This window comes from Centipeda artemidis DSM 19719, from assembly GCF_000426665.1.
Taxonomy (GTDB): domain Bacteria; phylum Bacillota; class Negativicutes; order Selenomonadales; family Selenomonadaceae; genus Centipeda; species Centipeda artemidis.
In genome coordinates this window covers 357165-383448 of the sequence record NZ_AUFU01000001.1, presented here as the reverse complement: position 1 = coordinate 383448, position 26284 = coordinate 357165, and the positions used below count along the sequence as shown (strand labels likewise).

18 protein-coding genes are annotated in these 26284 nt (G+C 58.9%); 9 read left to right on the top strand and 9 right to left on the bottom strand.

From position 1 onward, the window contains the following. Nucleotides 1-19 precede the first annotated feature (19 nt). The 6 genes from K341_RS0101805 to K341_RS0101780 form a co-directional block, all read right to left on the bottom strand. Nucleotides 20-736: a hypothetical protein gene (locus tag K341_RS0101805; protein WP_026761681.1), complete on the bottom strand. Its 717-nt coding sequence runs from the start codon at nt 734-736 to the stop codon at nt 20-22. Continuing rightward, nucleotides 733-2382, bottom strand: coding sequence for a thiol reductant ABC exporter subunit CydC (gene cydC, locus K341_RS0101800; protein ID WP_026761680.1), 1650 nt, complete (start codon nt 2380-2382; stop codon nt 733-735). The genes K341_RS0101805 and cydC overlap by 4 nt, the downstream gene beginning before the upstream one ends. Beyond that, complete coding sequence (gene cydD, locus K341_RS0101795; protein WP_026761679.1) at nt 2379-4016, bottom strand: thiol reductant ABC exporter subunit CydD; 1638 nt, start codon at nt 4014-4016, stop codon at nt 2379-2381. The genes cydC and cydD overlap by 4 nt, the downstream gene beginning before the upstream one ends. Nucleotides 4017-4028: 12 nt before the next feature. Next, on the bottom strand, nt 4029-5045 hold the full coding sequence (gene cydB, locus K341_RS0101790; RefSeq protein ID WP_026761678.1) for a cytochrome d ubiquinol oxidase subunit II: 1017 nt from the start codon (nt 5043-5045) through the stop codon (nt 4029-4031). After that, a complete protein-coding gene (locus K341_RS0101785; RefSeq protein WP_009349700.1) occupies nt 5045-6418 on the bottom strand; it encodes a cytochrome ubiquinol oxidase subunit I in 1374 nt (457 codons plus the stop codon). The genes cydB and K341_RS0101785 overlap by 1 nt, the downstream gene beginning before the upstream one ends. 176 nt (nt 6419-6594) lie before the next feature. After that, nucleotides 6595-7947, bottom strand: coding sequence for an HAD-IC family P-type ATPase (locus tag K341_RS0101780; protein ID WP_026761677.1), 1353 nt, complete (start codon nt 7945-7947; stop codon nt 6595-6597). A 223-nt stretch (nt 7948-8170) separates the two neighbouring features. Between K341_RS0101780 and K341_RS0101775 the strand changes: the two genes are divergently transcribed. Further along, nucleotides 8171-10075 carry a fructose-bisphosphatase class III gene (locus tag K341_RS0101775; protein WP_026761676.1) on the top strand — a complete coding sequence of 635 codons (1905 nt, stop codon included), beginning with the start codon at nt 8171-8173 and terminating at the stop codon, nt 10073-10075. Between the two features lie 77 nt (nt 10076-10152). Here K341_RS0101775 and K341_RS0101770 read toward each other — a convergent pair whose 3' ends face one another. Together K341_RS0101770 and K341_RS0101765 are read right to left on the bottom strand one after the other, a co-directional pair. Then, on the bottom strand, nt 10153-10653 hold the full coding sequence (locus K341_RS0101770) for a hypothetical protein (protein WP_248676859.1): 501 nt from the start codon (nt 10651-10653) through the stop codon (nt 10153-10155). A 23-nt stretch (nt 10654-10676) separates the two neighbouring features. Continuing rightward, nucleotides 10677-11039: a PTS glucitol/sorbitol transporter subunit IIA gene (locus tag K341_RS0101765; RefSeq protein ID WP_026761674.1), complete on the bottom strand. Its 363-nt coding sequence runs from the start codon at nt 11037-11039 to the stop codon at nt 10677-10679. A gap of 192 nt (nt 11040-11231) precedes the next feature. Here K341_RS0101765 and K341_RS0101760 point away from each other — a divergent pair, with 192 nt between their 5' ends. Continuing rightward, on the top strand, nt 11232-13109 hold the full coding sequence (locus K341_RS0101760; protein ID WP_026761673.1) for a glucose PTS transporter subunit IIA: 1878 nt from the start codon (nt 11232-11234) through the stop codon (nt 13107-13109). Nucleotides 13110-13114: 5 nt separating this feature from the next. Further along, entirely contained in the window at nt 13115-14572 is a 1458-nt protein-coding gene (locus K341_RS0101755) for a sucrose-6-phosphate hydrolase (RefSeq protein WP_026761672.1), read from the top strand. Nucleotides 14573-14799: 227 nt separating this feature from the next. Here the strand turns inward: K341_RS0101755 and K341_RS0101750 are convergent, their stop codons facing one another. After that, complete coding sequence (locus K341_RS0101750; protein ID WP_026761671.1) at nt 14800-15573, bottom strand: enoyl-CoA hydratase/isomerase family protein; 774 nt, start codon at nt 15571-15573, stop codon at nt 14800-14802. Between the two features lie 243 nt (nt 15574-15816). On the opposite strand from K341_RS0101750, the gene K341_RS0101745 reads away from it, so the two are divergent. The 6 genes from K341_RS0101745 (at nt 15817) to K341_RS0101720 (ending at nt 26247) form a co-directional block, all read left to right on the top strand. Next, nucleotides 15817-17346, top strand: coding sequence for a TolC family protein (locus K341_RS0101745; RefSeq protein WP_026761670.1), 1530 nt, complete (start codon nt 15817-15819; stop codon nt 17344-17346). A 34-nt stretch (nt 17347-17380) separates the two neighbouring features. Then, nucleotides 17381-21718, top strand: a complete 4338-nt coding sequence (locus K341_RS0101740) for a translocation/assembly module TamB domain-containing protein (protein ID WP_026761669.1) — start codon at nt 17381-17383, stop codon at nt 21716-21718. 28 nt (nt 21719-21746) lie between these two features. Continuing rightward, complete coding sequence (locus K341_RS0101735; RefSeq protein WP_026761668.1) at nt 21747-22373, top strand: sigma-70 family RNA polymerase sigma factor; 627 nt, start codon at nt 21747-21749, stop codon at nt 22371-22373. Nucleotides 22374-22437: 64 nt separating this feature from the next. Further along, on the top strand, nt 22438-22989 hold the full coding sequence (locus tag K341_RS0101730) for a hypothetical protein (protein WP_026761667.1): 552 nt from the start codon (nt 22438-22440) through the stop codon (nt 22987-22989). Nucleotides 22990-23008: 19 nt separating this feature from the next. After that, nucleotides 23009-24934 carry a BamA/OMP85 family outer membrane protein gene (locus K341_RS0101725; RefSeq protein ID WP_026761666.1) on the top strand — a complete coding sequence of 642 codons (1926 nt, stop codon included), beginning with the start codon at nt 23009-23011 and terminating at the stop codon, nt 24932-24934. Further along, nucleotides 24934-26247 (top strand): hypothetical protein, encoded by a 1314-nt coding sequence (locus tag K341_RS0101720; RefSeq protein WP_026761665.1) that lies wholly within the window; start codon nt 24934-24936, stop codon nt 26245-26247. The genes K341_RS0101725 and K341_RS0101720 overlap by 1 nt, the downstream gene beginning before the upstream one ends. Nucleotides 26248-26284: the final 37 nt, after the last annotated feature.

Below are 26284 nucleotides of genomic sequence, written 5' to 3'. Positions count from 1 at the left end.
GGCAAAAGGCTTTCTTATTCTATATATCCCAGTGCAGCGTCTCCGGATTCGGCGTTGCGCGGTCGATTTCGCGCAGAATCCACGCAGCGTTTTCATGCGCGGCGGCAAAGGCATCCGCGAGAGGCTGCTCATAGGCGGGCGGAATCTCCATCGCGTGAATCGCCATGTGCATATAGTCCTTGGCGACGAGGGGGACGCCGCGCTCGGCGGCGAGGTGCGCCTTGAATCGATAGCCGTAGTAGAGATAGCTGTTGTGCGGCACGTCGGCGTCCAGCCCGTCAAAGGCGGCGATGCGCTCGTCCGCTTCCTGCTCGGCTTCCGCGGTCATCTGCATCTTGTGCATGAGGTTCCACCGATCCGCCCACAGCTCGCCGCGCAGGATGTACTTGTAGAGAAAATCGGTGGACTCGGCGCACTCGATCGCCAGATTGATATGTTCGAGCGCTGCGTCGCGCAGCTCCGGATTCTCGGATTCCGCGGCGGAAAGGGCTTGGAGTGCGTAGACTTTCTCCTCGACATCCTGCGCGAGGTCTTCGTTGACCTCCGCGTCGGCAGTACTTTGGAGGAGCGCGATGCTGTCGGCGCGGTGCTCGGGCATCTGTAAAAGGAAGTGGGCGAGCCGCGCGCGCGAATGCCAATCGTCCACACCACCCGCAAAGAGATCGTGGGGCGGCGCGGACGCACCGAGACGATCGATAACGACGTGGATGAGCCGGTGAAATGTTTCTTGATTCATAGTTCTATTACCTGTTTCATATGATCCAGCAAGGGCAAATCATGCGTGATGACAATGAGCGTGCGCCCTTCGGCGCTGAGCTCCGTGAGGATGGCGCGGATGAGCCGTTCGCCGAGTTCCGCGTTTAGTCCTGCCGTCGGTTCGTCGAGCAGGAGCACCGGGGCGTCCGAAGCTAGCGCGAGCGCGGTGAGGAGACGGCTGCGCTGTCCGCCCGAGAGCCGCGCTGCGTTCTCGCCGAGCGGTTCGTCCAATCCTGCGGGCAGGGCACGCACGATATCGGCGAGCTGCGCCGTCTCAAGTGCGCGGAGGATGCGCTCCTCACTAATTCCCTCGTGCAGGCGCGTGAAATTATCGCGGATCGACGTGCTGAAGAGATAGCTGCCTTGGAGCGCCGCGCCGAAGAGGGCACGTGTCTCCGCAAGCGAGAGTGCGTGTGCAGGAATGCCGCGATAGCGGATTGTCCCGCCGTCGCACTCCCATAGGCGGAGCAGGAGACTTGCAAGCGTCGTTTTGCCCGCGCCGCTCTCCCCGATGATCGCGGCATGTTCGCCGCTGTTGATGGCAAAGGAGAGACCCTGCAGAACGGGAAGCGCGGGATCATAGCCGAAGGAAAGAGATTGTACTTCGATGAGCGGGGCATCCGAGCGTGCGGCGGCGGAAGACGGGGCGGCGGAGTCCGAGCGGGGGGCGGAGGCTTCCGTATGGTTTGGGACATCGCCTTTCGACAAAATCGTCTCTGCCGCGCGCCGTGCCTCGGGCATGCCAAGCGCTGCGGCGGGCAGGGGACGATACTCGGCGAGTACCGCTTCGAGCACGAGCACCCATACGGCGAACGTCACACCGCTGAGAGATCCCCCGGCGACATGCGGGATCAGCAGGACGATGAGCGCGATCCAAAGTCCCGTGCGCAGTACGTCGAGCGCACAGAAGAGACGGTCGCGCGACATGCCGCGTCGCTGCGTGCGATTTTGGAATGCGGATGCCGTGCGGGCGAGGTGTTCCTCCGCGTGCGGGAGCGCGCCCGCCGCGATCAGCTCGTCCCGTCCTGCCGTAAGATCGAGCAGGACGCCGCGGTAGGCGGCGCTCTCCTCGCGCATACTGCGCTCGCGCAGAATGACCTGCGGGAGGATGAGATGGAGCAGATAGACGGCGGCAAGACCCGCCGCGCCGAGCGTCGTGAGCGGCAGGAGCGCGGCGCAGGTCAGCGCCGTCAGAATCCCCGCGATGACGGGCTGCGGCACAGTGCGCAGGTAGAAATCGCGCAGCGTCTCACATCCCGTGAGCAGGTCGTGCAGGAACGCGCCCTCGCGCACGCCGCCCGCGCGCAGGGGAATGCTCTCCGCGGCACGCGCATAGGTTTCCCGCTGGAGTTTTTCATAGCAGTCGAAGGCGAGCACATGAGAGAACCAGCGGTCGAGGTAGCGGAACACCGCGCGCCCGATGCCGCAGGCGCGCACGAGCGTAATGGCAAGCGCGAGTGCGGAGAGGGGCGGACGGAGCGCGGCGCTCGCGATGATCCACGCGGCAGTGCCGATGAGCCCAACGGCTGAGAGGACGGCAAGCGTTCCCGCGAGGAGGGCGGGCAGGGCTTTCGCCGGCTCAGCAAAGGAAAGCAGACGGCGCAGGACAAAAACGCTCTGCATCATGTCTCACCTCCCAGTGTAATCGTATGATCCGCCCACGCCATGACTGCAGGGCGATGGGAGGATACAATGAGCGTGCGCCGATGTGCGAACTCCGTCAGCGTCCGGAGAACGTGCTCCTCCGTCTCTGCGTCAAGCCCTGCCGTCGGTTCGTCAAGGAGTACGATGGGGCGGGCGGCACAGAGCGCACGAGCGATGCCGAGGCGGTGCCGCTGACCCGCTGAGAGCGGATGCCCGCCCGCGCCGAGCAGGGTATCGAGCCCCTGCGGCAGGGCGCGCAGGAAATCGCCGAGCGCCGCGCCTTCGAGTGCGGCGGCGGCGTCCTCCGGACTGCGGTTATCCTGCCATAGCGTGACGTTTTCCGCGAGCGTCGCGGAAAAAATGTGTGGCTCCTGCGGCACATAGCTGATGAGGGCACACTTCGTTTTCTCCGAGAGCGTTGCCAAATCAAAGGCATGATCTGCACCTGCACCGTCCGAAATCTGCACACTGCCCTCTGTCGGTGCGGCAAGCCCCGCGAGCAGGGTGAGCAGCGTCGTTTTCCCCGTGCCGCTTGCTCCTGCGAGCACCGTCCGCTTGCCCGCGGGGAAGGTGAGGGAGAGACGCGTCAGCACGGTTTCCTCCGTCAGCGGATAGCGGTAGGTGAGTTCCGACGCAGCGAGTGCGGGCGGGGAGAGGACGCGGCTTTGCGCGCCGTCCGCGGGTGCTGTGGGGCTGAGATAGGGGCGCAGGGCTTCCTCGGCAGTCTTTGCCTCCATCGCCGCGTGGAACGCGATGCCGCCCTCGCGCAGCGGCTGATAGAAGAGCGGCGCAAGGATGAGGACGAAGAACGCCGTCCAAAAATCCATCATGCCCTCGACGAGCCGCAGACCGATCGATACGGCGATGAGCGCGATGGAGAGCGTCGTGATCAGCTCCAGTGCAAAGGAGGAGATGAACGCGAGGCGCAGGACGTGCAGGGATGCCTCGGAAAAGGAGCGGCTCATCCGCGCGAGATGCTCTCCCTCCGCATCTGTGCGGTGAAAGATCTTCAGCGTCATCGCCGCACGGATCAACTCGCCAAATCCCGATGTGAGCCGTGACATCTCGTCCCACTGCTGCTCGCTCGCGCGCCGCGTCGCGCGCCCGATGAGGTAGAGCAGGAACGGCGCGATGGGCAGCGTTGCGAGGAAGAGCAGGGCGGAGAGCGGATCGAGGATCGCCGCAACGATGAGAATCAGCGGCACGAGCACAGCGAACGAGATCGCCGTCGGCAGTACCGTGCGAAAATATTGATCGAGCGCATCGACCCGCTCGAGCGCAAGCGTCAATAGCCCCGACACATCGTGCCGCTCCGAGAGCAGCACCGCGTGCAGTTGACGGCGGCAGGAAAGGCGCGCCGCATCGGAGAGCCGCCGCTCCAGACGCGCCTTCGGCATACGCAGGAGCGCCATGCCGAGGAGGCACAAAAACAGCACCGTGAGTTCCGGTGCTGTTTCCGTGCTGCAGTATCCCTCGATGAACACGAGGTTCACGACGGACGCGGTTTCCCATGCGGCGGCGACGACGAGCAGTGAACTTGCCAGTTCGGCGCCGATGCGCGCATAGAGAATATTCTTTTGTGTCCTTAACGTATCAAATAGAATGCGTCGTTTCATATCCGTCCGGGATCAATAGTCCGTATGTGCCGCACTCTCGGGAGTGATGCGCTTGCGGAAGATGTAATATGTCCAAATCTGATAGATGAGGACGATCGGCACGAGGATCACCGCCGCGATCGTCATGATCGAGAGCGTGTACTCCGTGGACGACGCGTTGCGGATCGTCAGGCTCCAGCCTGGATTGAGGCTCGAAACCATGAGACGCGGGAACAGCCCCGTGAAGAACCCGACCGTCGTGCCGACGATGGCGAGACCGCCGAGGATGAACGCCGGCTTTTGTGCGCGCATATACATCGCAACGAGCCCCGCGACAAAGAGCACCGCCGAGACGAAGAGCGCCGCGCCCGCGGCCGTGCTGTCATAGAGATCCGTCTCCGTATAGGTGAGGATCATGCAGAGCACGTAGAAGACCGCCGCCGCTGCGCCGAATTTCAGCGCGAGCGTGCGCGCCCGCGCGAGCAGGTAGGTATTCGTCAGGCGGAGCGAGAGGAACGCCGCGCCGTGGAACGCGAACACGCAGAGGAAGGTCACGCCGCCGACGACGGTATAGGGCGTGAGCAGGTCAAAGAAACCGCCCTGATAGACCATATTCGCGCCGATGGGGAGTCCCGCAATGAGGTTCGTGACGGCAACGCCCCACAGGAACGCGGGAATCACACTGCCGATCGTCAGCGCGCACGACCAGCGGCGTTTCCACTCGTCGTCGTCGCGGTGATGACGGAACTCGAACGCCACGCCGCGTAGGATGAGCGCGACGAGCATGAGGAAGAGCGCGATGTAGAACGTGCTGAACATCGTCGCATAGACGTGCGGAAACGCCGCGAACATCGCGCCGCCCGCCGTGATCATCCACACCTCGTTGCCGTCCCAAACGGGACCGATGGTCTGAATGATCTGCGTGCGGTCCTTTTCATCCTTTGAAATAAAATGGAGCAGCGTGCCGACGCCGTAGTCAAAGCCCTCGAGGAAGAAGAACCCCGTGAAGAGCACGGCGATGAGGACAAACCAAAGAATATTGTAATCCATTATTGTGCGCCTCCTTCCGGTGTCGCCGTGATCTGCGTGCGGCGGATGAAGCGGAACGCGATGTAGAGCGCCGTCACGATGAGCAGGAGATAGAGCACGGTGAAGCCGAGCATCGTGAACCAAATCTCAGGAGAGGTGAGGTTCGGCGACACGCCGTCCACCGTCTTTTGCAGACCGACAACAAGCCACGGCTGACGGCCCATCTCCGCGACGATCCATCCTGCGGAGTTCGCGATAAAGGGGATCACGACGAGCCACGGCAGCGCAAAGAGGAGTTTCTGCATCGACTCCAGTTTGTTCTTCTTTGCGAAGTAGTACACGAGGAAGGAGACGAGCACCATGAAGAACCCGGCGCCAACCATCGCGCGGAACGCGTAGAAGAGGAGCGTGACGTGCGGGCGGTAGTCGCCTGCGCCGTACTTCTCGACCGCCTCCTTTTGTAGGTCGTTGATGCCGCGCACCTCGCCCGAGGGCTTATCGTGTACCATGAACGAGAACATGTAGGGAATCGTGATCTCAAAATCGTTCTTGCCCTGCTCCATATTGGGGTAGGCGAGAACGGCAAAGGGCGCGGGATCTTCCGTGTCCCACAGCGCCTCCATCGCGGCGAGCTTCATCGGGCTTGCCTGCGCGAGATACTGCGTGTGGAAATGCCCGCTCGCGATGACGCCGACGACGCCGACCATCGTGTAGATCGCGCCCGCCTTGATCGCCTGCGTGAAAGCGTAGCGCGACGCGCCGTCGTTGAGAAGCTTCCATGCGGAGACCGCCATGACGACAAAGCCCGCCGTCGTGATGCCCGCGAAGAGCGTGTGCGACTGTTCGCCGAGAATGTAGTGATTCGTGATGAGCTCGCCGAAGCTCGCCATCTCCGCGCGCCCGTTGGCAAGCGTGTAGCCGACGGGATGCTGCATGAACGAGTTTGCGACGAGAATCCAGAACGCGGAGAGGTTGCTGCCGATGGCGACCAGCCAAATGCAGGCGCAGTGCGCCTTCTCGGAGAGCTTGTCCCAGCCGAACATCCAAATGCCGAGGAACGTCGACTCGAGGAAGAACGCCGTCAGCGCCTCAAGCGCGAGCGGCGCGCCGAAAATATCGCCCATGAAGCGCGCGTACTCCGACCAGTTCATGCCGAACTGGAACTCCTGCACGAGTCCGGTGACGACTCCCATGGCGAAGTTGATGAGAAAGAGCGTGCCGAAGAACTTCAGCAGCTTGCGGCAGGTTTTCTTCCACTCCGGATTCTTCGTCCGCACATAGCACGTCTCAAGCAGGGCGACGAAAATCGCCATGCCGAGCGTGAGCGGAACGAAGAGAAAGTGGTAGATGGTCGTGATGGCAAATTGCCATCGCGACAGCAGCACTTCTTCCATTTCCAAAACCCTCCTAAAAAGATAAAATAAAATGACCTGTAATATAATACCCCGGGCTTTCGTCTATATATTTAAGACGAAAGCCCTGAATTGGATGAATTATATCATAGGTCAAAATGAAATACAAGTTAAGTTGATATATTTTACTATATAAGAATAATTTTTTATTATAGTCGCTATCTTAGGGCATTTACCGCGAGCAAAACAAGCATTATAACGAGCGAACCAACGACGAAAACGAAAGGAAGTGCGACGCCTCCGAAGAAGGCGGGGGCACCTGCCGCAAGCACGGTGAAGAAGAGGAGGAAGAGGAATGCCAGCCCGTTGTTTTGTTTGGCACGGGAACGAGCGGCATCTCCGGCATCGAGGAGCGCCGCGAGTCCCGGCAGCCCCTGTACATCGAGCATGATGTCGGGGGTATAGTTCTCGGTGCGTCCCTGGCTGCGCAGCGCCTGAGCCTCGAAGTATGCCGCATCCTCAGCCGGCATCAGAGGCTCGACGGGCTGCGCCGCGGGGGCGTCGGCATCAGGAGAACTGCGCAGAAGTTCTTCGTGCAGCGGATCTTTTTCTTCTGTTTCCGCATGCGGGCGAATGAACGAGGAGGGGCAGCCGATGCTGATATCGGCTGCACGCAGTGCGGGCTGATCCGCCTCCGGGTCTCCGACCATCGCGATGACCGCGCCGCGCGATTGGAGCAGTCGGATCTCGCGCGCCTTATCCGCGGCGGTGAGGTCACCGCGCACCTCCGCGATGTGGAGCTCTTTGCCCGTAGCGTTCGCAAGGCGCTTTGTCTCGCCCGTCAGCAGCGTGAGAGTAAGGCCGCGGCGCCGCAGTTCGCCGAGCGTGCGCCTGACATCGGCACGCACGTCGTCGCGTACGGCGATGATGCCGCGCGCGTATTTGCTTGAGCTGACGAAGAGCGGCGTCTGTCCGCTGGTCGCGAGCTGATCGGCACGGGTGAGGAGTGCGGCGCTGATCTCTACATCCTCATCCTGTAAAAATTCCTTTTTCCCCACGCGGACGGGCGTGCGCGCAATCAGCGCCTCCACGCCGAAGCTCTCGGTTTCGCGTGCAGCGGAGTGCCGCTGCAGGTGCAGACCGCGCTGCACCGCCGTATCGTAGATTGCATGTGCATACGGGTGCGACGCTTCACGCTCCGCGCTTGCGGCGAGGGAGAGCAGAGAGCCTTGCGTCATGCCCTCGGGGACGAGTCCTGAGATAAACACACTGCCCTCCGTCAGCGTGCCGCTGCGGTTGAACGCAACGGTATCGACACGCATCAGCTCCGTGAGAGCGGCGGTTCTGCCGCACGTCACGGCGGATGCCTTGAGGCAGCGCTTGATGCGCAGCGCGATGAGCCGGCGTGATAGGATGAAGGGAAGCGGCGACGCGGCGAGGAACACGCCGACGAATACCTCGGACGCCGTTTCGAGCGACATATCGCCCGCGATATACCAATAGCCAGCGACCGCCGCCGCGAGGATGACACTCCCGATGAAGTGGAAAAAACTCGAGAAATATTTTTTCAAGGACACTCGGCTCCTTTTTGAACGACAATTTTTCGAGAAAATTATACCATAGGCGAGGGAAAGAGACAAATTTATCTCACACGCCGGTGATATGGTAAATCATATAACCGGAAGCTTTCGTACTATGTCGCTTTTGCATCAGGAAACAGATTATTCATTTGAAATCAATTCGGTTCAATGTTAGAATACAGAAGAGTAGAAAAATTTTGTAGGAGGAAGCGGCATGAACACGCATCATGAAGAGGCAAATCGGGAGAAGGTGCTCCGCCTTATGGCGGAGAAATATCCGACCAAGGAGATTGTCTACGAAAAGATCGTCTATCTCCGCTCGCAGCTCATGCTTCCGAAAGGAACGGAGCATTTCATGAGCGACCTGCACGGCGCGTACGATTCGTTCTTTCACATCCTCAACAACTGTTCCGGCGTCATCAAGGAAAAGGTGGACTACTGCTTCGGCGAGCGCATGACGGAGGAGGATAAGGCGGAGTTCTGCACGCTCATCTACTATCCGCGTGAAAAAGTTGAGCAGCTTGCGGCAGAGGGGAAGAATACCGCGATTTGGTACCAGCAGAACCTCGCGAACCTCCTCGAGCTGACGAAGCTCATGAGCTGGAAATTCCCCGCATCCAAGGTATACAGCTACATTCCGAAACGCTATGAGTCCGTTATCGTCGAGCTGATGAACACGCGTCCCGAGCAGGATGAGGCGCAGCTCTTTTACTATAAGCAGCTCATCGAGACCATCGTTGAGATCGGCGGAGGTACGGATTATATCGAGGCGTTCAGTGTCCTCATCAAGCGGCTTGCCGTCGAGCGCATCCACATCGTCGGTGACTTCTTTGACCGCGGTGACCGCCCTGACGGCATTTTGGATCTCCTCATGGAGCACCCCTCCGTCGATATTCAGTGGGGCAACCACGACGTCCTATGGATGGGCGCGGCGCTCGGCAGCGAGGTTTGCATCGCGGGCGTGATCCGCAACTCTCTCCGCTACCGCAATACCGACGTCCTCGAACGCGGCTACGGCATCAGCCTGCGTCCGCTCTCTACATTTGCCTCGCGCATCTATCCGGACGAAAACCCGATCAAGGCGGCGGAGCGCGCCATAACGATGATAATGTTCAAGCTCGAAGGTGCGCTCATCCGCCGCAATCCGGATTTCCGCATGGAGGATCGTCTGCTCCTCGATAAGATTGACTTTCGCTCGTCCTATGTCACGCTTGGAAACGGGCGGCGCGTTGAGCTCGAGAGCGCATATTTCCCGACCATTGACGACGGTACGGACTGCTACGAGCTGACCGAGGAGGAACGGCACATCATCGAGGATCTGCGCTCGTACTTTCTCGAGAGCAAAGTGCTTCAGCGCCATGTGGACTATCTCTATCAGCGCGGCAGCATGTATACGCGCTATAACGGCAACCTGCTCTTCCACGCCTGTGTCCTCCTCGACGAAGAGGGCGAGTTTCGCACCGTCACATATAAAGGAAAAGAATATCGCGGGCGTGCATGGATGGATTTCTGCGAGGAAAAGGCGCGCGAAGCGTGGAACGCGCACACGCAGGAAGGGCTCGACTTCATGTATTTCCTGTGGTGCGGCCTGCTCGCGCCGACGTCGGGGCGCTCGTTCACGACCTTTGAACGCTCGTTCATTGCCGATGAGAGCACATGGGAGGAGCCGTCCGATCCATATTTCCGCCTGATCAAGGACGAGCGCATCTGCGAGAAAATATTGGAGGAATTTGACCTCGACCCGAAGCGCGGACACATCATCAATGGGCATGTCCCCGTCAAGGTGAAAAAAGGGGAGAGCCCCCTGCGCGCGGGCGGTCGCGCGCTCGTCATCGACGGTGGATTCGCCGCCGCCTTCCGCGCCAAGACGGGCATCTCCGGCTATACGCTGATCTACAACTCGCGCGGCCTGCGCCTGCTCCAGCATCAGCAGATCGCGAGCGTCAGAGACGCGCTCAAGGAGAACCAAGACATCGAGTCCGTCTCGCAGACCGTCGAACTCCAATCGCGGCAGACCATCGTGCGGGACACTGACCGCGGCGCCGTGATCGCCGCCGAGATCGCCGACCTGCATGAATTGCTGCATGCGTATCAGAGCGGGCATATCAAGCCGGAGTGAAAGAGAAGACTACGTCTGATAACAAAAAGAGACTACTGCACGAACCTTCCTCGTGCAGTAGTCTCTTTCTGATTGTGTTACAGGCTGCCGGCTTTGATGACATCTTCTAAATGGGCTTTATTGCTCGCGACAGCGACAGAAAAATCATGATAGCTGCGATAGGCGCGTATCAGATTGACGGGCGCGATGAGCAGCGCTGTGAACCAGTGAAAAAGAGCCAGATTGCCGGCGGCGGAAAACGATGTGGGGACATATGGGTCGGGGGCGCCTCTCATTATGTAGAGGGAAATGGGGAACGACAGTATCCAAAGAGCAAGCAGCAGGAGCTCGGTCAAGTCTGAGAAGCTGCCAATGCCGCGTACATAGGGAAGTACAAAGAGTACGACCAAGACAATCCCTACAATGAAACGGCGGCGCAGTGATCTTATATGTTTTTCCTGCATCGCAATGAAGTTGGAGAAACATGTTGGGCAGAGGATGAATGAACCCAGATCAACGGCGCAAATGCGGCATAGGTGCTTATGACACTCCTCGCAGGACGCAACGGAAGGCGCACCGGGATGGTTAAAACATTCCATGAAAGTCTCCCAAAACGATGCGATTATTTTCCTGCAAAAGAAAAGGTGAGTCCCTGCATGAGCGAGGGGACGCTGCCGCCCTCGACTTCGATCTGCCCGGGCATCGAGCCGGTTGTGTTAAAGAGCAGTGTGCAGTGTCCGTTCTCGCGGATGGTATCGTTGGCGTTCTCGCCGACCCGTGTGACCTTGTATTTTTGCTTTCCAACGGTGAGCGTGTCACCGACGGAAATATCCTCTTTCAGCTCACCCGGGGTATGCTCGACCACCATCTCGGCGAGGTTGGGATGCGTGCCGTCGTCGAGCAGGATCACGCTGTTGTTCGTTTCAAGGAATTTACGCGCCAGCTTGCCGATGGCGGTGGATGTGATTTCGTATTTTACGCTCATTCGTATGACCTCCCTGAATGATGACCCGAAATTCATATGAATCTCATTGTACCACAACGGTTTCTCCTTGTAAATTCTTTCACTGCGCCTTTATTGACAAGTGAAAGGGAACTTAGTACACTTGACTTCAATAGAAGGAATCATAAATTATCCGGGGGATTTCAAGGAAAAATTTTATAGGGGGGATTTGATATGCAGGACGTTCGTATTGACAGCCCGCTGCGCGGGCGGCTCATTCCTCTTTCGGAGGTATCGGATCCGGCATTTGCGAGCGGTGCGATGGGGCGCGGCGCTGCGATTGCCGATCCCGAGGGGCGCGTCGTTTCGCCGGTGGACGGCGAGGTGACGGTGCTCTTCGATACGAAGCACGCCATCGGGATTCATTCTTCAGACGGGATGGATCTCTTGATCCACGTCGGCGTGGATACCGTGAAGCTTGCGGGAGAGCATTTTACGGCGCATGTCGCACAGGGCGATACGGTAAAGCGCGGACAGCTCCTGCTCGAGTTCGATCCTGCGGGCATCAAGGCGGCGGGCTACGAGACAACGACGCCCGTCCTCGTGACGAATGCGGCGGACTATGGGAAGATCACGCTCACGCTGGACGGAGCGGAGATTTCCTCGGGCGGCGATGACGCTGCGGAAGAGCCGGCAGGCTCTGCGGAACGGGCATCCGTCATGGCAGCAGCGGAGACCAACATCGACCCTAATCTGCCGAAGGAGGAGCGCGTCGCAAAGCTCATTTGGAAATACGTCGGCGGTGTGGGCAATGTGCGCTCTGCGGAGCACTGCGCGACGCGTCTGCGCCTCATTGTAAATGATAAATCGATCATCGACGAGAAGGCGATCGAGAATATCGACGGGGTGAAGGGGCAGTTCTTTGCCGCCGCGCAGTATCAGATCATCCTCGGCACGGGCTTTGTCGATAAGGTATACGAGGCGTTCGTCGCGGGGACGAATCTCGCGGGCGCGTCAAACGGTAAGCAGGAGGCGTACGATCAGATGACGCCGCTGCAAAAGATTTCGCGCACGCTCGGCGATGTCTTTGTTCCGGTCATTCCGGTGCTTGTTGCGACAGGCCTTTTCATGGGACTGCGCGGGATGGTGCAGAGTCTCGGCATCGAGATGAACGAGAATCTCCTGCGTATGAGCCAGATCCTCACGGATACGGCGTTTGCATTCCTCCCCGCGCTCGTCTGCTGGTCGACGATGAATCGATTCGGCGGGACGCCGGTCATCGGCATCGTGCTCGGGCTGATGCTCGTTGCACCGCAGCTCCCGAACGCCTACGCAATTGCATCGGGCGACGCCGTACCGCTCAGCATGGAGCTCTTCGGCATTCCGATCCCCGTGGTCGGCTACCAAGGCTCGGTGCTCCCCGCACTTGTGCTCGGCATCTTTGCGGCACGTCTGCAAAAGTGGTTCAAGACCTTTGTGCCGGACATCATCGATCTCATCGTCACGCCGTTCCTGACGCTGCTCGTCTCGATGCTGCTCGGTCTGCTCGTGATCGGTCCCATCATGCACACGCTCGAGATCGGGATCTTCGGCGCGGTGCGCGCGTTCCTTGAACTGCCGTACGGCATCGGCGGCTTTATCGTCGGCGGTGTGCATCAAGTGATCGTCGTCTTTGGCGTGCATCATGTGTTCAACGCGCTCGAGGTACAGCTCCTCGCGACGACGGGCGTGGATCCGTTCAACGCCATCATCACGGGCGCGATCGTGGCGCAGGGCGGCGCGGCGGTCGCGGTGGCTGCGCGCACGCACGACGCGAAAAAGCGTGCGCTTTACATCTCCTCGGCGGTGCCGGCGTTCCTCGGAATCACGGAGCCTGCGATCTTTGGCATCAATCTGCGGTTCATGAAGCCGTTCCTCTACGGCCTCGCGGGCGGTGCGTGCGCGGGCGCTGTGGCGGGCTTCCTGCACCTCGCCGGGACGGGCATGGGCATCACGGTGCTGCCCGGCACGCTGCTCTATATGGATCATCTCGTTGAGTACATTCTCGTCAACGCGGTTGGCTTTGCCGTCGCGTTCGGTCTGACCTTCACATTCTTCCGCCCCGAGGAGTGAGTGCAGTGGAGCATTTTGACAAAGTGGAGATCGATGCGCGGATCGCGGCGGGATTCCCGCCGGTGCATCATCTGCACAACCGTCTGCATATCGAGATGCCGTTCGGTCTCATCAACGACCCGAACGGGCTCGTGTATCATGACGGCGCGTACCATATTTTCTATCAGTGGAATCCCTTTGGCTGCGCGCATAAAAATAAGTCGTGGGCACATACGTCTACACGTGATTTCTGTACCTACACGATGCCGACGCTCGCGCTCTGGCCGAGCGACGCGCATGATAAGGACGGATGTTATTCCGGCTGCGGCACTGTGGAGGACGGGCGGCTGCGCGTCCTCTATACCTGCAACGCAAAGGACGAGGCGGGCGTCCGCAGTTCTGCACAGCGGTTCGGTACATTCGTGCGGGGGGCGGTTCAAAAGGAAGAGATCATCATCAAAGGGCCGCCCGCAGGATTTACGGCGCATTTTCGCGATCCCTATCTCTTTGACCGGGAGGGAACGCGGCATCTCGTCATTGGCGCGCAGACAACGGATGAGCGCGGCTGTGTGCTCATCTACCGGGAGCAGCCCTATGGATGGGAGTGCCTCGGCGAGCTCAAGACGCAGCTGAAGGACTTCGGTTATATGTGGGAATGTCCGAACCTGCTCTCATTCGGCGACTATGATGTGCTCGTGTTCTGCCCGCAGGGCGTACCCGCGCGCGATTATGACCGGCAAAATATCTATCAGGCGGGCTACATCGCGGGGCACGCGTCGATCGATGCGATGGAGATGCTGATGCACGGGCGGTTCAAGGAGCTTGATCACGGATTTGATTTCTACGCGCCGCAGGTCATGACGCATGAGGGGCGGCACATCCTCATCGGCTGGATGGGAATGCCCGACCGCGAGGCGGACTACCCTTCGCGCGAGGAAGGCTGGATGCACAGTCTCACGCTGCCGCGTGTCCTGACGCTGCGGCAGGGGCATATCTTCTCCGAACCTGTGCGCGAGCTAAAGGCGCTGCGCCACCGCGAGACGGAGCGCGCGCTGGAGGCGGCGGGGGAGAGCGAGTTCAGCACAACGCTCTACGATCTGACGGAAATCCTTTTGGATCTGACGCTCGGCGATGCGTACAGCGTCTCGGTGGAGCTGCTCTTTGGTCTTGAAAAACTCGTGCTGCGGTACGATCGTCTCGCTCAGGTCATGCGCATCGACCGCACGGGCATGAAGCGCGGCGGGCGCGGCGAGCGGAAATTCAAGCTCTATGCCGAGCAGACGCTCTCCCTGCGGATGTATGTCGATCGCGGCGCGGTGGAGGTGTTCTTCCAGCACGGTGAGGAGGCGGCGACGATCGCGCTCTTCCCTGAGAAGAACATCCGCCCAACGATGCGGATCTTCTCCGACGTCGATATGGAGCAGATTTCGGGCGTCCTGTGGGAACTCGAGCCGCTGCATTTCGAGGGAGGAAGAAACGGGTAGGCGTCTGACGCCGGGAAACACCTCAAAAACAATTTGAAATCAAAAGGGGCTGTAACGAAATGCCCACAACAAAACAGGTATCACATTCAGATACCTGTTTTGTTGCGTTTAGTATTTGGTAAATACACTACATATTGTGTTTCTTACGTCATATAGAAAAAGAAGCTGCAACGAAATTGTGTAAAAACACTATTTCGTTGCAGCCCCTTTCTATATACGGAATCAACTCATCCTTGATTGAACTTCGGTTTGCGTCCTTCGAGGAAGGCTGTGACTGCTTCGCGATGGTCGGCGGATGCGCCCGCCTTGGCGAGATTTTCCGCCTCGAGGCGGCTGTAGTTCATGTATTCCCGGTAGAAGATTTCATAGTAGAGCTGCTTCTGCATGGCGATCGCGCCGAGAGGGCGGCGCAGGAGTTTTTCTGCGAAAGTCTGCGTCTCCTCAAGGAGCGACCCTTCAGCCGCGAGACGCGTGGCGAGTCCGAGGTAGAGCGCCTCCTCGCCGTAGACGGGGGCGCTGAATGCCATGAGTTCCGCGGTCTTTGCGAGGCCGACGATCTGATGGAGGTGGTAGATGCAGCCCGTGTCGCCCGGGAGCGCGACGTTCGAGAACGCGGTGAGGAGGTAGCTCGACTCGGTCATGATGCGGAAGTCCGCGCCGAGGGCGATGCCGCAGCCGCCGCCTGCCGCCGCGCCGTTGATCATGGCGATGACGGGCTTCGAGCATTTCTTGAGCGCGAGCGATGCCTCGCCCGTGAGCATGGATAGCTCGTAGCTGATGAACTCGAACGTCGCCATCTCGTTGATGTCGCCGCCGGCGGAGAAATTCTTGCCCGCGCCTGTGACGATGATGATTTTGACTGCGTTGTTCGCATCACAGTGTTCGACGGTCGCAATGAAGTCGCGGAACATCTGCGTGTTGAGGGCGTTGTTTGCCTTTTGGCGGTCAATGGTGATCGTTGCGACACCGTCCTCGACGGCGAGCTTGATATGTTCGTACATGAGAGCCTCCTTTTTGGCACAGCCTTGTTCAAAAATCTATGAACATTATAAAATATTTTAGGGCATTTGGTCAATGACGGCATGGAATGCGATATTTTGGCGGTTAATCCATAATTTAATTGAAAAAAAATGCGTCAACTGATACAATGAGATAGCCTGTCAATAGATTTTATCATATTGACATATTTTTGGAGCAGCCTGCCGCTCGGGTGCATCCTGCTTATGCACGAGGAGGAAAGATTTTTGGACAAAGGGGAAAAATTTGCGAAGCGTCTTGCACGGGCACTCGCACTGACTGCGGCGATTGGTCTTTTTACCGGGACGGTTTCGGCGGAGACGGTCAAGGTGAGCCTCTCCGACAGCGTGCAGATGGCTCTCAATAATAATCGTACTATCAAAGAATCACTGACGGATGTCGATAGTGCACGCTGGGCGCTCTCGAAGGCGAATCGGTCGATGGGACCGACGCTCACATGGGAGTCGACGGCGAACCGTATCGGCGGCGAGGCGTATGAGCAGGCGCGATTGACCGGCATTAAATATGATTATAACTACGGCAATACGGGTACGGTCTCGATGCCCGTCTATAATGCGACACTGAATGCACAGCGGAAAGCGGCACGTTACGGACTGAACTCTGCAGATCTTACACTCGAGCAGACGAAACAGTCGATTCGCCTGACGGCGACGACGGATTATTTCAACATCCTGCAGGCGCGCAATCTCGTGAAGGTGCGTGAGGACGCTGTGGCGACAATGACGACGCATCTCTCGGACGTCAACGCGCAGCTGCGCGTCGGCACGGTCGCGCGCGCCGATGTGCTTGCCTCCGAGGTCGATCTTGCAAATGCAAAGCAGGCGCTCACGACGGCACAGAACAACTATCAGGTGGCGGTTGCGACCCTCAACAATGTCATCGGTCTGCCGACGGATACGGAACTGCAAATTGATGATGAGCTGCGCTATACGAAATACGATCTCGCACTTGAAGACTGCACGGACTACGGACTTCTCTACCGTGCGGATGCAGCGGCAGCACATTATGCGGTAAAACAGGCAGAGGCGAGCGTACGTGCGGCAGAGGCGGGCTATCATCCGACGGTCAGTGCAGCGGCGACACGCTCAATTGCGGGCGAGAATGCCTTTAAGGACGATCATACGAGCAGTAATCAGTGGGCTGCGGGGCTGAGTCTGTCGTGGAACCTCTTCGACAACGGCGTGACCGCAGCGCAGGTACGTTCTGCAAAGGCGTCGCTGCGCAAGGCGGAAGAGGCGCGTGCCGCGACAGAGGAGCAGGTTCGTCTCGATATACGTACGGCATATTTGAATCTGCGTGCAGCGGAGCAGAACATCGCGACGACGGAGACAGCAGTTGCGCAGGCAGAGGAAAATTATAAAATTGCACGTGTACGCTATAATGCAGGCGTAGGGACGAACCTTGAGGTCATGCGTGCATCGGACGATTTGACGACGGCGCGCATGAACTACTATACGGCGCTCTATTCCTACAATACGGGAAAGGCGACCCTCGATAGTGCGATGGGCGTTCCCGTCGATCTTGATGCCATGCAGTACCGCGCGGCGGAGGAAGAAGGCAAGCGTGCCAAAGGAGCACGTGAGGCGGCGCGGCTGCATGATGACGCGCTCTTTGAGACCCCGAAGGGGGATACCGTACGTGAGACGCCCGGCGTTCCTACATCTGCGTCAGCAGCGCAGGCAGTACAGCATGTAAATGCAGCGCACGACGCCTATGATAAGAGCATGAGCAAATAATAGGAGCGAATGATGCTCCCCGCAGAGGAGACCTATGAGACGGAAAGCGTATGTCGGGATTGCGATACTCGCCGCAATCCTTGTCTGCGCGGCAGCCGGCATCCACATCCTGCGCGCGCAGGCGTTCATGACGCAGATCGGCGCGATGGCGGAGAGTCTCGCGGCGCAGACGCTCGGAACGGACGTGCACATCGGTGCGGTGCGGATTCTCTCGCTGCATGAGGTGTCGATTGACGATATTGTGATTTACGATAAGCAGGCGGAGGCTGTCCTGCGCGCCGATGAGGCGCGGGTGACGCTGCGCCTGCTTTCGTTGCTTTCGTCGCCCGAAGCATCTGTTGACGAGATTCGTCTTATAGGGGCACATGCGCATATTGTGCAGCGTGCGGATGGGTCGTGGAATTATGCCGATTTGGTTCCGGAAACGACGGAGCCGAGTACCTTCACGGGGCGCATCCGCGTTGCGGATGCGGAGGCGGACATCACGGCCGACGGTCGTGCGGCGTCGGCAACCGGCATTACGGGGACGGTAGATATTGATCGCGGTGAAGCTGCATGGGATCTCGCCGGGGATCTCTCAGGCATAATACTGCGGGTGCGGGGAGAGACGGCAGGGGGGACGCAGAAGCTCCTCTGTACGGCAGATGGTGCGGATCTCCTGCCCGTACTTGATCTGCTCCCGCAGGGAACACTTCCTGCAGAAATCACAATTCACACGCTCCGTGCTTCTCACATTGAGGGGCTGATGACGCGCACGGACGGCGTACTTGCGTTAGATGGACGCGCGGACGGGCTGGAAGGGACGGCGCTGCTCTATGGGACGGAAACAACGCTCCGGAGCGCAGCACTGCACTTTAACGAGCGAGAATTCTACATCGCGGCGACAGCGGAGGCAGAGGGGGAAACTGCGCGCATCGACGGAACGATCCGCTTTGACACGGAAGAGCCGTATCTCGATCTCAATGTGCGGGCACAGGATTTTGCCGTGGGGAAAATTCTCAAAAATGCGCCGTACGAAGGCGATGTTACGGCGGATGTTCGGCTGACCGGAACCGTGAGCGATTTTGCGGCCGCAGGCAAACTCACAGCGGCGCAGGGAACCGCTTACGGCGTTCCGTTTACGGATGCATCGGCGGATGTCTCCTATGACGCCGGCGTCCTTTCGTTTCATGACCTCTCGGCATCGGCATTTGGCGGCACGATTGCGGGCGAGGGAAGGCTTGATACATCCGACCTTTCTTATATCGCGCATCTGACGACGAAGGGCGTGCAGCTCGCGCGGCTCTCTGTGGACGTCGATGCTGCTCTGCCAGTCGGCATTGAGGGAGCTCTTGATGCCGATCTCGGTATTGTCGGGCACGGCACGGATCGGACGGCGCTGTCCCTATCCGGCAGTGCCAACGTGATGAACGGCATGTACCGCAATATTCCTGTGGAACGTGCGAGCGCATCCTTTGCGATGCAGGGCGGGGACATCACGATCGATTTCCTCAGTCTCAATCTGCCGAATGATACGGATCTTGGCATCGAGGGGCAGATTATAGGCGGTTCTGCGCTTGATCTGCGCTTTTACGGCGGTCACGTCGATCTCTCTTTGCTGAATCGACTTGACGACCGCATCAATTGTTCCGGATTCTCGGATTTCAGCGGGACGGTGCGCGGCGATATCCATGACCCTCAGGTCACACTGCAGGTGTCGGCAACGCGCGGCACATTGATGTATCAGCCGTTTGACAGCTTAATCTTTCGCGCAGAGGGCTCTCTCTCCGGGGTTGGTATCCATGATTTTTCAATGGAACGAAATGGGCGCGTGGTCTGGCTTGTGAACGGTACGGTCGGTTTTACAGGCGCACGCAATATTGATCTGCAAATCGACACCATCGGTGCGCGCATGGAGGATGTCGCGGCTCTTGTGGCACCGGATCAGCCGATTACGGGCAATATCGATAATATCATCAAATTCACAGGAACCCTCGATAACCCCCATGCCGTCGGCTATGTGCATTTCTACCGCGGCAGCTACGGCGGTGTCCTCCTCTCAGGGATGGACGGCGACTATTTCATGGAGAACGGCATCATTCGTCTGCAGGTGTTCCATATCTTCTCACCGATGGTCGATATGGTGCTGAACGGAACCGTTACGTCACAAGGGATTCTTGACCTTGATGCCGAGGTGCGTGATCTTGATATGAAACGGTTCCAGCACAAACTCCCCTATGAGGTGGAGGGACACGGCACGTTTGACGGCAAGATTGTGGGCTCTATCTCTCATCCCATTTTCCGCGGAGATCTCAAAGCGGACCGCATCGTGATGAACGGCACCGAGCTGACGGAGATTCGGAGCATCGTTCATTATGAAAACGGTATCGTCGAGATGGATCATACCGGATTCCGTCAGGGCGAGTCCGGCAGTGTGACGGCAAATCTGCGTTACGATACGCAGACGGAAGCCCTGCACGGGACGATGGATATGGAAAACTTTGATGTGGGAGCACTCCTCGCGCTTGCAGATCAAAAAGAGGATCGCATCGCGGGTAAAATTACCAGCCGTGCATCCTTTGGCGGAACCCGGGACAACCCGTCCGCCGTGCTGACGGGGACAATTTCAGAGGGGACGGTCGCGGGCTATCCCGTGACCGACGTCGCAGTGGATATTTCATATGTCAACCATGTATTGACGATCAAGACGCTCGCGGGGAAACAGGGAAGCGGAACGTTCTCCGCTGCGGGAACGGCTGATTTTTACGGCACGTCGAACGTGAACATCACAGCGTCGGATATTGCGCTTGGCATGTTCACCGGTCTCGCAGGCATCCCCGACGAGGTGACGGGAACGGCGTCGGCCACAGTGCATATCGGGGGCAATACGCAGAGTCCCGAGGTGGATATGAATCTCACGGCAGTGAACGGCGGCATTCGCGGTTCCGCCTTTGACGAGCTGACGGGAGCGGCACAGCTGCGCGGCTCCGTCATTGAACTCAGCAGCCTTACGGTGAAAAAAACGATCGACGGTGTTGCCTATACGGCAAGTGCCCATGGAAAACTGCCCGTGCGCGCCCTGACGGCGGAGCGCGGCGAAACGCTCAGCTCCTACGAGCAGATCGATCTCACGCTGTCGCTCGACAACGCCGATCTCTCGCTGCTGCCTGTGTTCTCTAATAGTGTGGAATGGGCGCTCGGAAAGACGGAGGGCGGCCTGCATGTGCAGGGATCGCTCGCGGCACCGCGCATTGAAGGTTCTCTGCGCGTTGCGGGCGGTGCCGTTAAAATTAAGGGCGTAGAAATTCCTATAACAGAAATGCAGGTGCAGATTGATGCACTCGGGGATTCCCTTGCCGTGCGCACCTGCACGGGACGGATGGGATCGGGCGGCTATATGCTGACGGGACAAACAAAGCTGAGCGGCGTCCGTCCGACTGCCTACGATTTCACACTTGTCATGAACGCGCTTGAGCTCAAAACATCGTTCTACGACGGGCCTTTTACCGGGACGCTGCATCTCACGGAGGATACCTATTGGGGAGAGACGCTGCCGAAGATTTCGGGCACGATCGATATTGACCGCGCGCTCATCTCCATTCCATCACTTCCGGATACGGAAGATACGCTGCCGAATATCATCCTGGATGTGGATCTTTCGGTCGATCGCCATGTGCATTTCTTTAGTCCAAATCTCTACGATATGCATCCCTCGGGGCATGTGCATTTTGGCGGGACGACCCGGCATCCGCGCACGACGGGACAGATCAGTGTGCGACGCGGCGATACGGTCAGCTATCTGCGCACAGTGTTCAAGATTCGCGAGGGTACGGCGACGTTTAATCAGATGGAGTCGTTCCTCCCGGAGATCGATTTCTATGCGCAGGCGCAGCTCTCCCGCACGCGGGTATACCTCTCTGCACACGGACCGCTCGATCATATGGATTTCAAGTTGGGGTCATCGCCGGAGATGTCCGAAGAGGAGATTATTCGGATGCTCACATTGCGCAGTGCCTATAACAATGGAGAGAGCGGCATCACGGCGGCAGATCTGTTGTCGATCGGGCTTCAGATGAGCATCCTTTCAGAGGTGGAGGATACGGTGAAGAACTTCCTCCGGCTCGATGTGCTCCGCATTTCGAGCGGCAGCGGTGCGTTGTTTGAAACCAAGGATGATGAGGCGATCAAAAAACATGAGGACGAGTATAACATCGAGATAGGGAAATATCTTGGCGACCGCGTGCTTGTCCGCTATGTACAGGGACTTGGCGGCGCGGCCGATAAGCATCGCTATGGCATCCAGTATGATTTCAATGATAAATTCGGCATATCCTACGATCGTGACGAAAGCGGGAAGCATCTGCTCGGCGTAGAGGCGCGGATTCGGTTCTAGAATATGCTTCAGGAAAAGAGGTGAGACCATGTTTGCAGATTATGTGAAAAAACTCTCTGCCGTCAAGAAACTGCGCCCCGACGAGGAGCGTGCGCTCTGGCGCGCCTATAAGGAGAAGGGAGACGAGGGGGCGCGGCGGCGCATCATCGAGGCATATCAGCCGCTCGTCTTTCGGGAGGTGATGCCGTATCGTGCACTGCCTGCCGTCATGGATGCGGTACAGGAGGGAACCATCGGTCTCATTGAGGCGGTCGAGCGCTATGACCCGGCGCGCGGTGTTGCCTTCAGCCTCTATGCGGTACACCGGGTGCGGGGATGCATTCTGGATTTCCTGCGGCGTGAGGGAACGGTGGATCTCCCCTGTCTCGAGGCATCGGATGAAATGCATGAGACGGCAAAGGAACTGATCGCCGCCGTGCAGCCCTCCGTCCCCGAACTTGCAGAGCATCATGCGCTCGTCGGTGTGCTTGGTGATGCGATGGCACGTCTGCCGCTGCAGGAGCGCCGCGTCTTGGAGGGCGTTACCATCGGCGGAACCGGGGCGCAGACGATGGCGCAGATGCTCGATGTGACCCCCGCGCATATCTATCGGCTGCAGCAGAGCGGCATTCGCCGCATACGCGGAATGCTCTCGCGGTTTATGCAGTACTGGTAAGACTTGAATCTATTACCCTGCTTGTAGTATAATCTAAAATATCTGTGCAAAAGGAGGTGCGGCGATGGATGTGGATCGCCAAGAACGGCAGAAGTCTATCTGTGCTGCCCGTGACTGGCTCTCGGGTGCGGCGGATGCCATTGCGGGTGAGGACGATCTCGCAGGTGATCTGAAGGTCATGCTCGCGCATGCGGAGCTCTCCCGTCTCGCCGCAGCGCGCAGAAAACGAGTGCGCCGCGTCCTGCGGTGGCTCGTTCCGCCCCTTGCGGCAGCGGCCGTATGGGCGGTGGTGTCGTGGAGCGAAGCACCGCCCGCAGAGCGGGCGCAGGCAGTACCGACCCCACCCGCTGCTCCGCCGCAGGAGCAGCGCATTGAGACACGTGCACCTGTGACGGTACCTGTGCAGACGGAACAGGCGGCACATACCGCCGCAGAAACCGAGGGCGCAGCGCAAACGGCGGCAGCCCCCTCCGCACCGCAGGAGGAGCGTGTACCAAACGCCGCGCAGCCGCAAGAGACGCAGGCGCCGGCGCCGCGGACAGGTTCCCATGAGACGATTCCCACCCGCGACATGCAGCGTCTGATGCAGGTCGGCGGTAAGATTTTAAGAGAATAGCCGAGTAGGAGGTTTCCCTTTGAACAGTAAAAGATATCAAAGACTTGCATGTGCCGTAGCTCTTGGACTTGGTGTGTCCGCATCCGGACTCCCGCATGGATTTGCGGCAGAGGAGACACAGGACGCAGGTGCGGCAAGCGCCGCCGCAGAGATGGCAGGAACGCCTGCGCCCGCGTCGGCCGAGACTGCCCCCGCACAAGCTGAGCCACTGACCACCGACGATACCGCCGTTGTATCAACGGATGGGCGTGCAGCGGCATGGGCGGAGAAGCGCCCCGCTGAGGAAGCGATCGAGACCAGCATGATGTCCGTTGTTGGAAAAACCATTGTGGAGATCAACTTCAAGGGTGCAGCCGAGGCGACCGAGTCGGCGGCACGCGGCGCATTGACACTGCACGTTGGAGATACAGTGACGGAGGAGGGACTGACGAAAGACCGCGATGCGATCTATGCTACGGGCTATTTTTACGACCTCTATCCCGTATTTGAATCCGTGCCGGAAGGGATTGTGCTCACCTACTATGTCCTCGAGAACCCGCTGCTCAAGGAAGTGAAGATTGAGGGCAATACCGCCGAGTCTACGGAGACCCTGATGGGGCTTATCACGGTGAAGCAGGGGGAGCTGCTGAACTCGCGCACATTACAGGAAAACGTGCAGGCGATTCAGGAGAAATACCGCGCAGACGGTTATATTCTCGCAAAAATCACGGATCTCAACATCGCACAGGACGGCACGCTCACCATTAAAATCAGCGAGGGCAATCTTGAGGGGTACAAGGTCAAGGGGAATAAAAAGACAAAGGATCGTGTGATCCTGCGTGAGATGCGCCAAAAGCCGGGCGAGCCGTTCAATGCGAACATGGCGCGCCGCAGTATGCAGCGCGTCTACAATCTGGGCTATTTCGAGGATGTCAACGTTAAGATGAACCCCGGTATTGAGCCGAATGCGGTCATCATGGAGATTGACGTTAAGGAGAAGCGCACGGGATCGTTCGGTATTGGTGCAGGGTACTCGAGTCAGGACGGCATGGTCGGTATGATCAGCATCAGCGACACGAACTTCCGCGGCGTGGGCGATACCATCAGCATCAGCTACGAGATGAGCGGCGACGATACGGATGCACGGGGCTATACGTTCATGTACCGCCGTCCGTGGCTCGATAAAAAGGAGACTGCGGGGACCCTGCGTCTCTACAACCGCACCTACGAATATGACGACTATGATGCGAACGGCAATCACAAGGAGTCGTTCATGCGCAAGTATGCGGGCGGAGAGTTCACGCTCAGCCGTCCGATGAGCGAGTATTCGACCAACTTTATCACCCTGCGCAACCGTAAGGACGAATATGTCAAACATACGGAGACGGGCAATGCGGGCGATCGCAGCGGCGATATGGTTTGGCGCAAGAAGAACTTTGGAACGACGCGCAGCATTACGCTCGAACATGTGACGGATACGCGCGACAATGTCTATGAGCCTACGATGGGCGCACGTACCTCGATCTCGGCGGAGTTTGCAGGTTTTGGCGGTGACTTCAGCTTCCGGAAATACACGATCAGCGACACGCATTATTTCAAGGCGGGACATGCGCAGGTCTTTGCTGTGCGGGGACAGTACGGCATCGGCAGCGGGTCGATCTCGGAGTACAACCAGTACCGTGTCGGCGGACAGGATACGATCCGCGGCTACCGTGAGGATCAGTTCCGCGGCGACCGCATGGCGCTTGCCTCGATTGAATACCGCTTCCCGATCGTCTCGAAGGTGACGGGCGCACTCTTCACTGATTTTGGCGGTGCGTGGGACAGCGGCTTTAAGCCGTCCAATATGCACGGCAGCGTCGGCATCGGGCTCGGGCTCAATACGCCGATCGGTCCGCTGCGCCTTGACTATGGGCGCGGCTCGCAGGGCGGACGCGTACACTTCCGCGTCGGCGGCACGTTCTAATGCGCGGGGGGCATCCCCCGGCGGTACTTCCGGGGTGGGGGCGTGCATTCGTATGCCTGCTCGTTCTCTTCTGCGCATCGCCCGTCTTTGCGGGAGAGCTGCGGGTGGATGGGGCGACGGCAGTTGTGACGGGAGCGCAGCCTATCCCACTGCTCGTACGTGCGCGCATGGAGCGCACGGTCGCGGCAATCGCGGCGGAACGCATGGAAGGACGGCGGATCTCTGAGATTGCTCCTGCAGAGGAGGAGCAAATCATCGGTGCGGTCTTTGACCGCCTGCTCGTCGGCTATACCGTCACCGGAGTGCATGTCCGACCGGATGTATCCGCTGTTGTTGAGATCACGCTTGCCCCGTGGGCGGACACGATTACGTCGGTCACGGTCACGGCAGAGGTGGAGGGAATGCCTCCCGCGGTGGAGGCGCTCGTGCGAGAGGATTTGACCGGCGCGGAGCAGGTCTTTTCCGATGCGCTCATTGGCCTGCCTGTTGCGGCGACGGACTGGGCGTCAGGCGCGTTAAAGCGCCGATTGACAGATTATATGGAAGAACACCTGCCGTCGTTTCGTGCGGATTATGATATCGATGTGGATCGGACGGCACATGTGCATCTGACGGTTTATCCGCGGCTGCCCGTTGTGCGGACGGTCGATCTTTCGATGCGCTCCGACACCATACCGAACGTAACGCTGCTCACGCGGCGCTCTGTCCTGGAGGCGGAGGTCAACCGCATGGTCGGTGTGCCGGTTGCCTTTATCGAGCAGCATCGCACGGATTTTGAGCGGCAGCTTTCCGGTGTGATTGACAGCGGGAGTGACTTTCGACGGCTGCATCTGGTTTCGCATGTTGAGATCACGCCGGGCGAGCGCATGAGCGTTATGTGCCGCACGGATACGACGCGTTATCGCCTGCGCCTTACCGGGTGGCTTGATATTGGGCGTTCGGCGCAGGGGAACGACCACGCACGGCGCAATCTGAACGTGCGTCTGCACGCAGGACAGATGCTCAGTGCCCGCGAGGAACTCTATGTGGAGGCGGATGTTGCTCCGGAGGATGTTCGCTTTGACGGGCGGATCGGCTATGCGCGCACACTCCTGCCGCATTTAACGGGAGAACTGCGCTATGACCTGCGCGGGGGGGAACTCTCTGTCGCGGGGCTGTATGCGTTCCATCCGCGCTGGCTGCTCCGCTATGAGCACTTTACGGAGAGCGGCACAGGGGAACTCGAACTGCGCTACAAGCTGCACGACTTCCTTAGCCTTGCAGGTCTCGTTGACCGACATGATGCGTGGCTCAGATTGATTGGCAACTTCTAGGGAAAACTGCCGTACAATAGGGGAGAGGAGGCGCAGA

Coding starts and splice junctions, on each gene's coding strand:
- K341_RS0101805 (WP_026761681.1), bottom strand. CDS start 736: ATGAATCAAGAAACATTTCACCGGCTCATCCACGTCGTTATCGATCGT.
- cydC (WP_026761680.1), bottom strand. CDS start 2,382: ATGATGCAGAGCGTTTTTGTCCTGCGCCGTCTGCTTTCCTTTGCTGAG.
- cydD (WP_026761679.1), bottom strand. CDS start 4,016: ATGAAACGACGCATTCTATTTGATACGTTAAGGACACAAAAGAATATT.
- cydB (WP_026761678.1), bottom strand. CDS start 5,045: ATGGATTACAATATTCTTTGGTTTGTCCTCATCGCCGTGCTCTTCACG.
- K341_RS0101785 (WP_009349700.1), bottom strand. CDS start 6,418: ATGGAAGAAGTGCTGCTGTCGCGATGGCAATTTGCCATCACGACCATC.
- K341_RS0101775 (WP_026761676.1), top strand. CDS start 8,171: ATGAACACGCATCATGAAGAGGCAAATCGGGAGAAGGTGCTCCGCCTT.
- K341_RS0101770 (WP_248676859.1), bottom strand. CDS start 10,653: ATGGAATGTTTTAACCATCCCGGTGCGCCTTCCGTTGCGTCCTGCGAG.
- K341_RS0101765 (WP_026761674.1), bottom strand. CDS start 11,039: ATGAGCGTAAAATACGAAATCACATCCACCGCCATCGGCAAGCTGGCG.
- K341_RS0101760 (WP_026761673.1), top strand. CDS start 11,232: ATGCAGGACGTTCGTATTGACAGCCCGCTGCGCGGGCGGCTCATTCCT.
- K341_RS0101750 (WP_026761671.1), bottom strand. CDS start 15,573: ATGTACGAACATATCAAGCTCGCCGTCGAGGACGGTGTCGCAACGATC.
- K341_RS0101740 (WP_026761669.1), top strand. CDS start 17,381: ATGAGACGGAAAGCGTATGTCGGGATTGCGATACTCGCCGCAATCCTT.
- K341_RS0101735 (WP_026761668.1), top strand. CDS start 21,747: ATGTTTGCAGATTATGTGAAAAAACTCTCTGCCGTCAAGAAACTGCGC.
- K341_RS0101730 (WP_026761667.1), top strand. CDS start 22,438: ATGGATGTGGATCGCCAAGAACGGCAGAAGTCTATCTGTGCTGCCCGT.
- K341_RS0101720 (WP_026761665.1), top strand. CDS start 24,934: ATGCGCGGGGGGCATCCCCCGGCGGTACTTCCGGGGTGGGGGCGTGCA.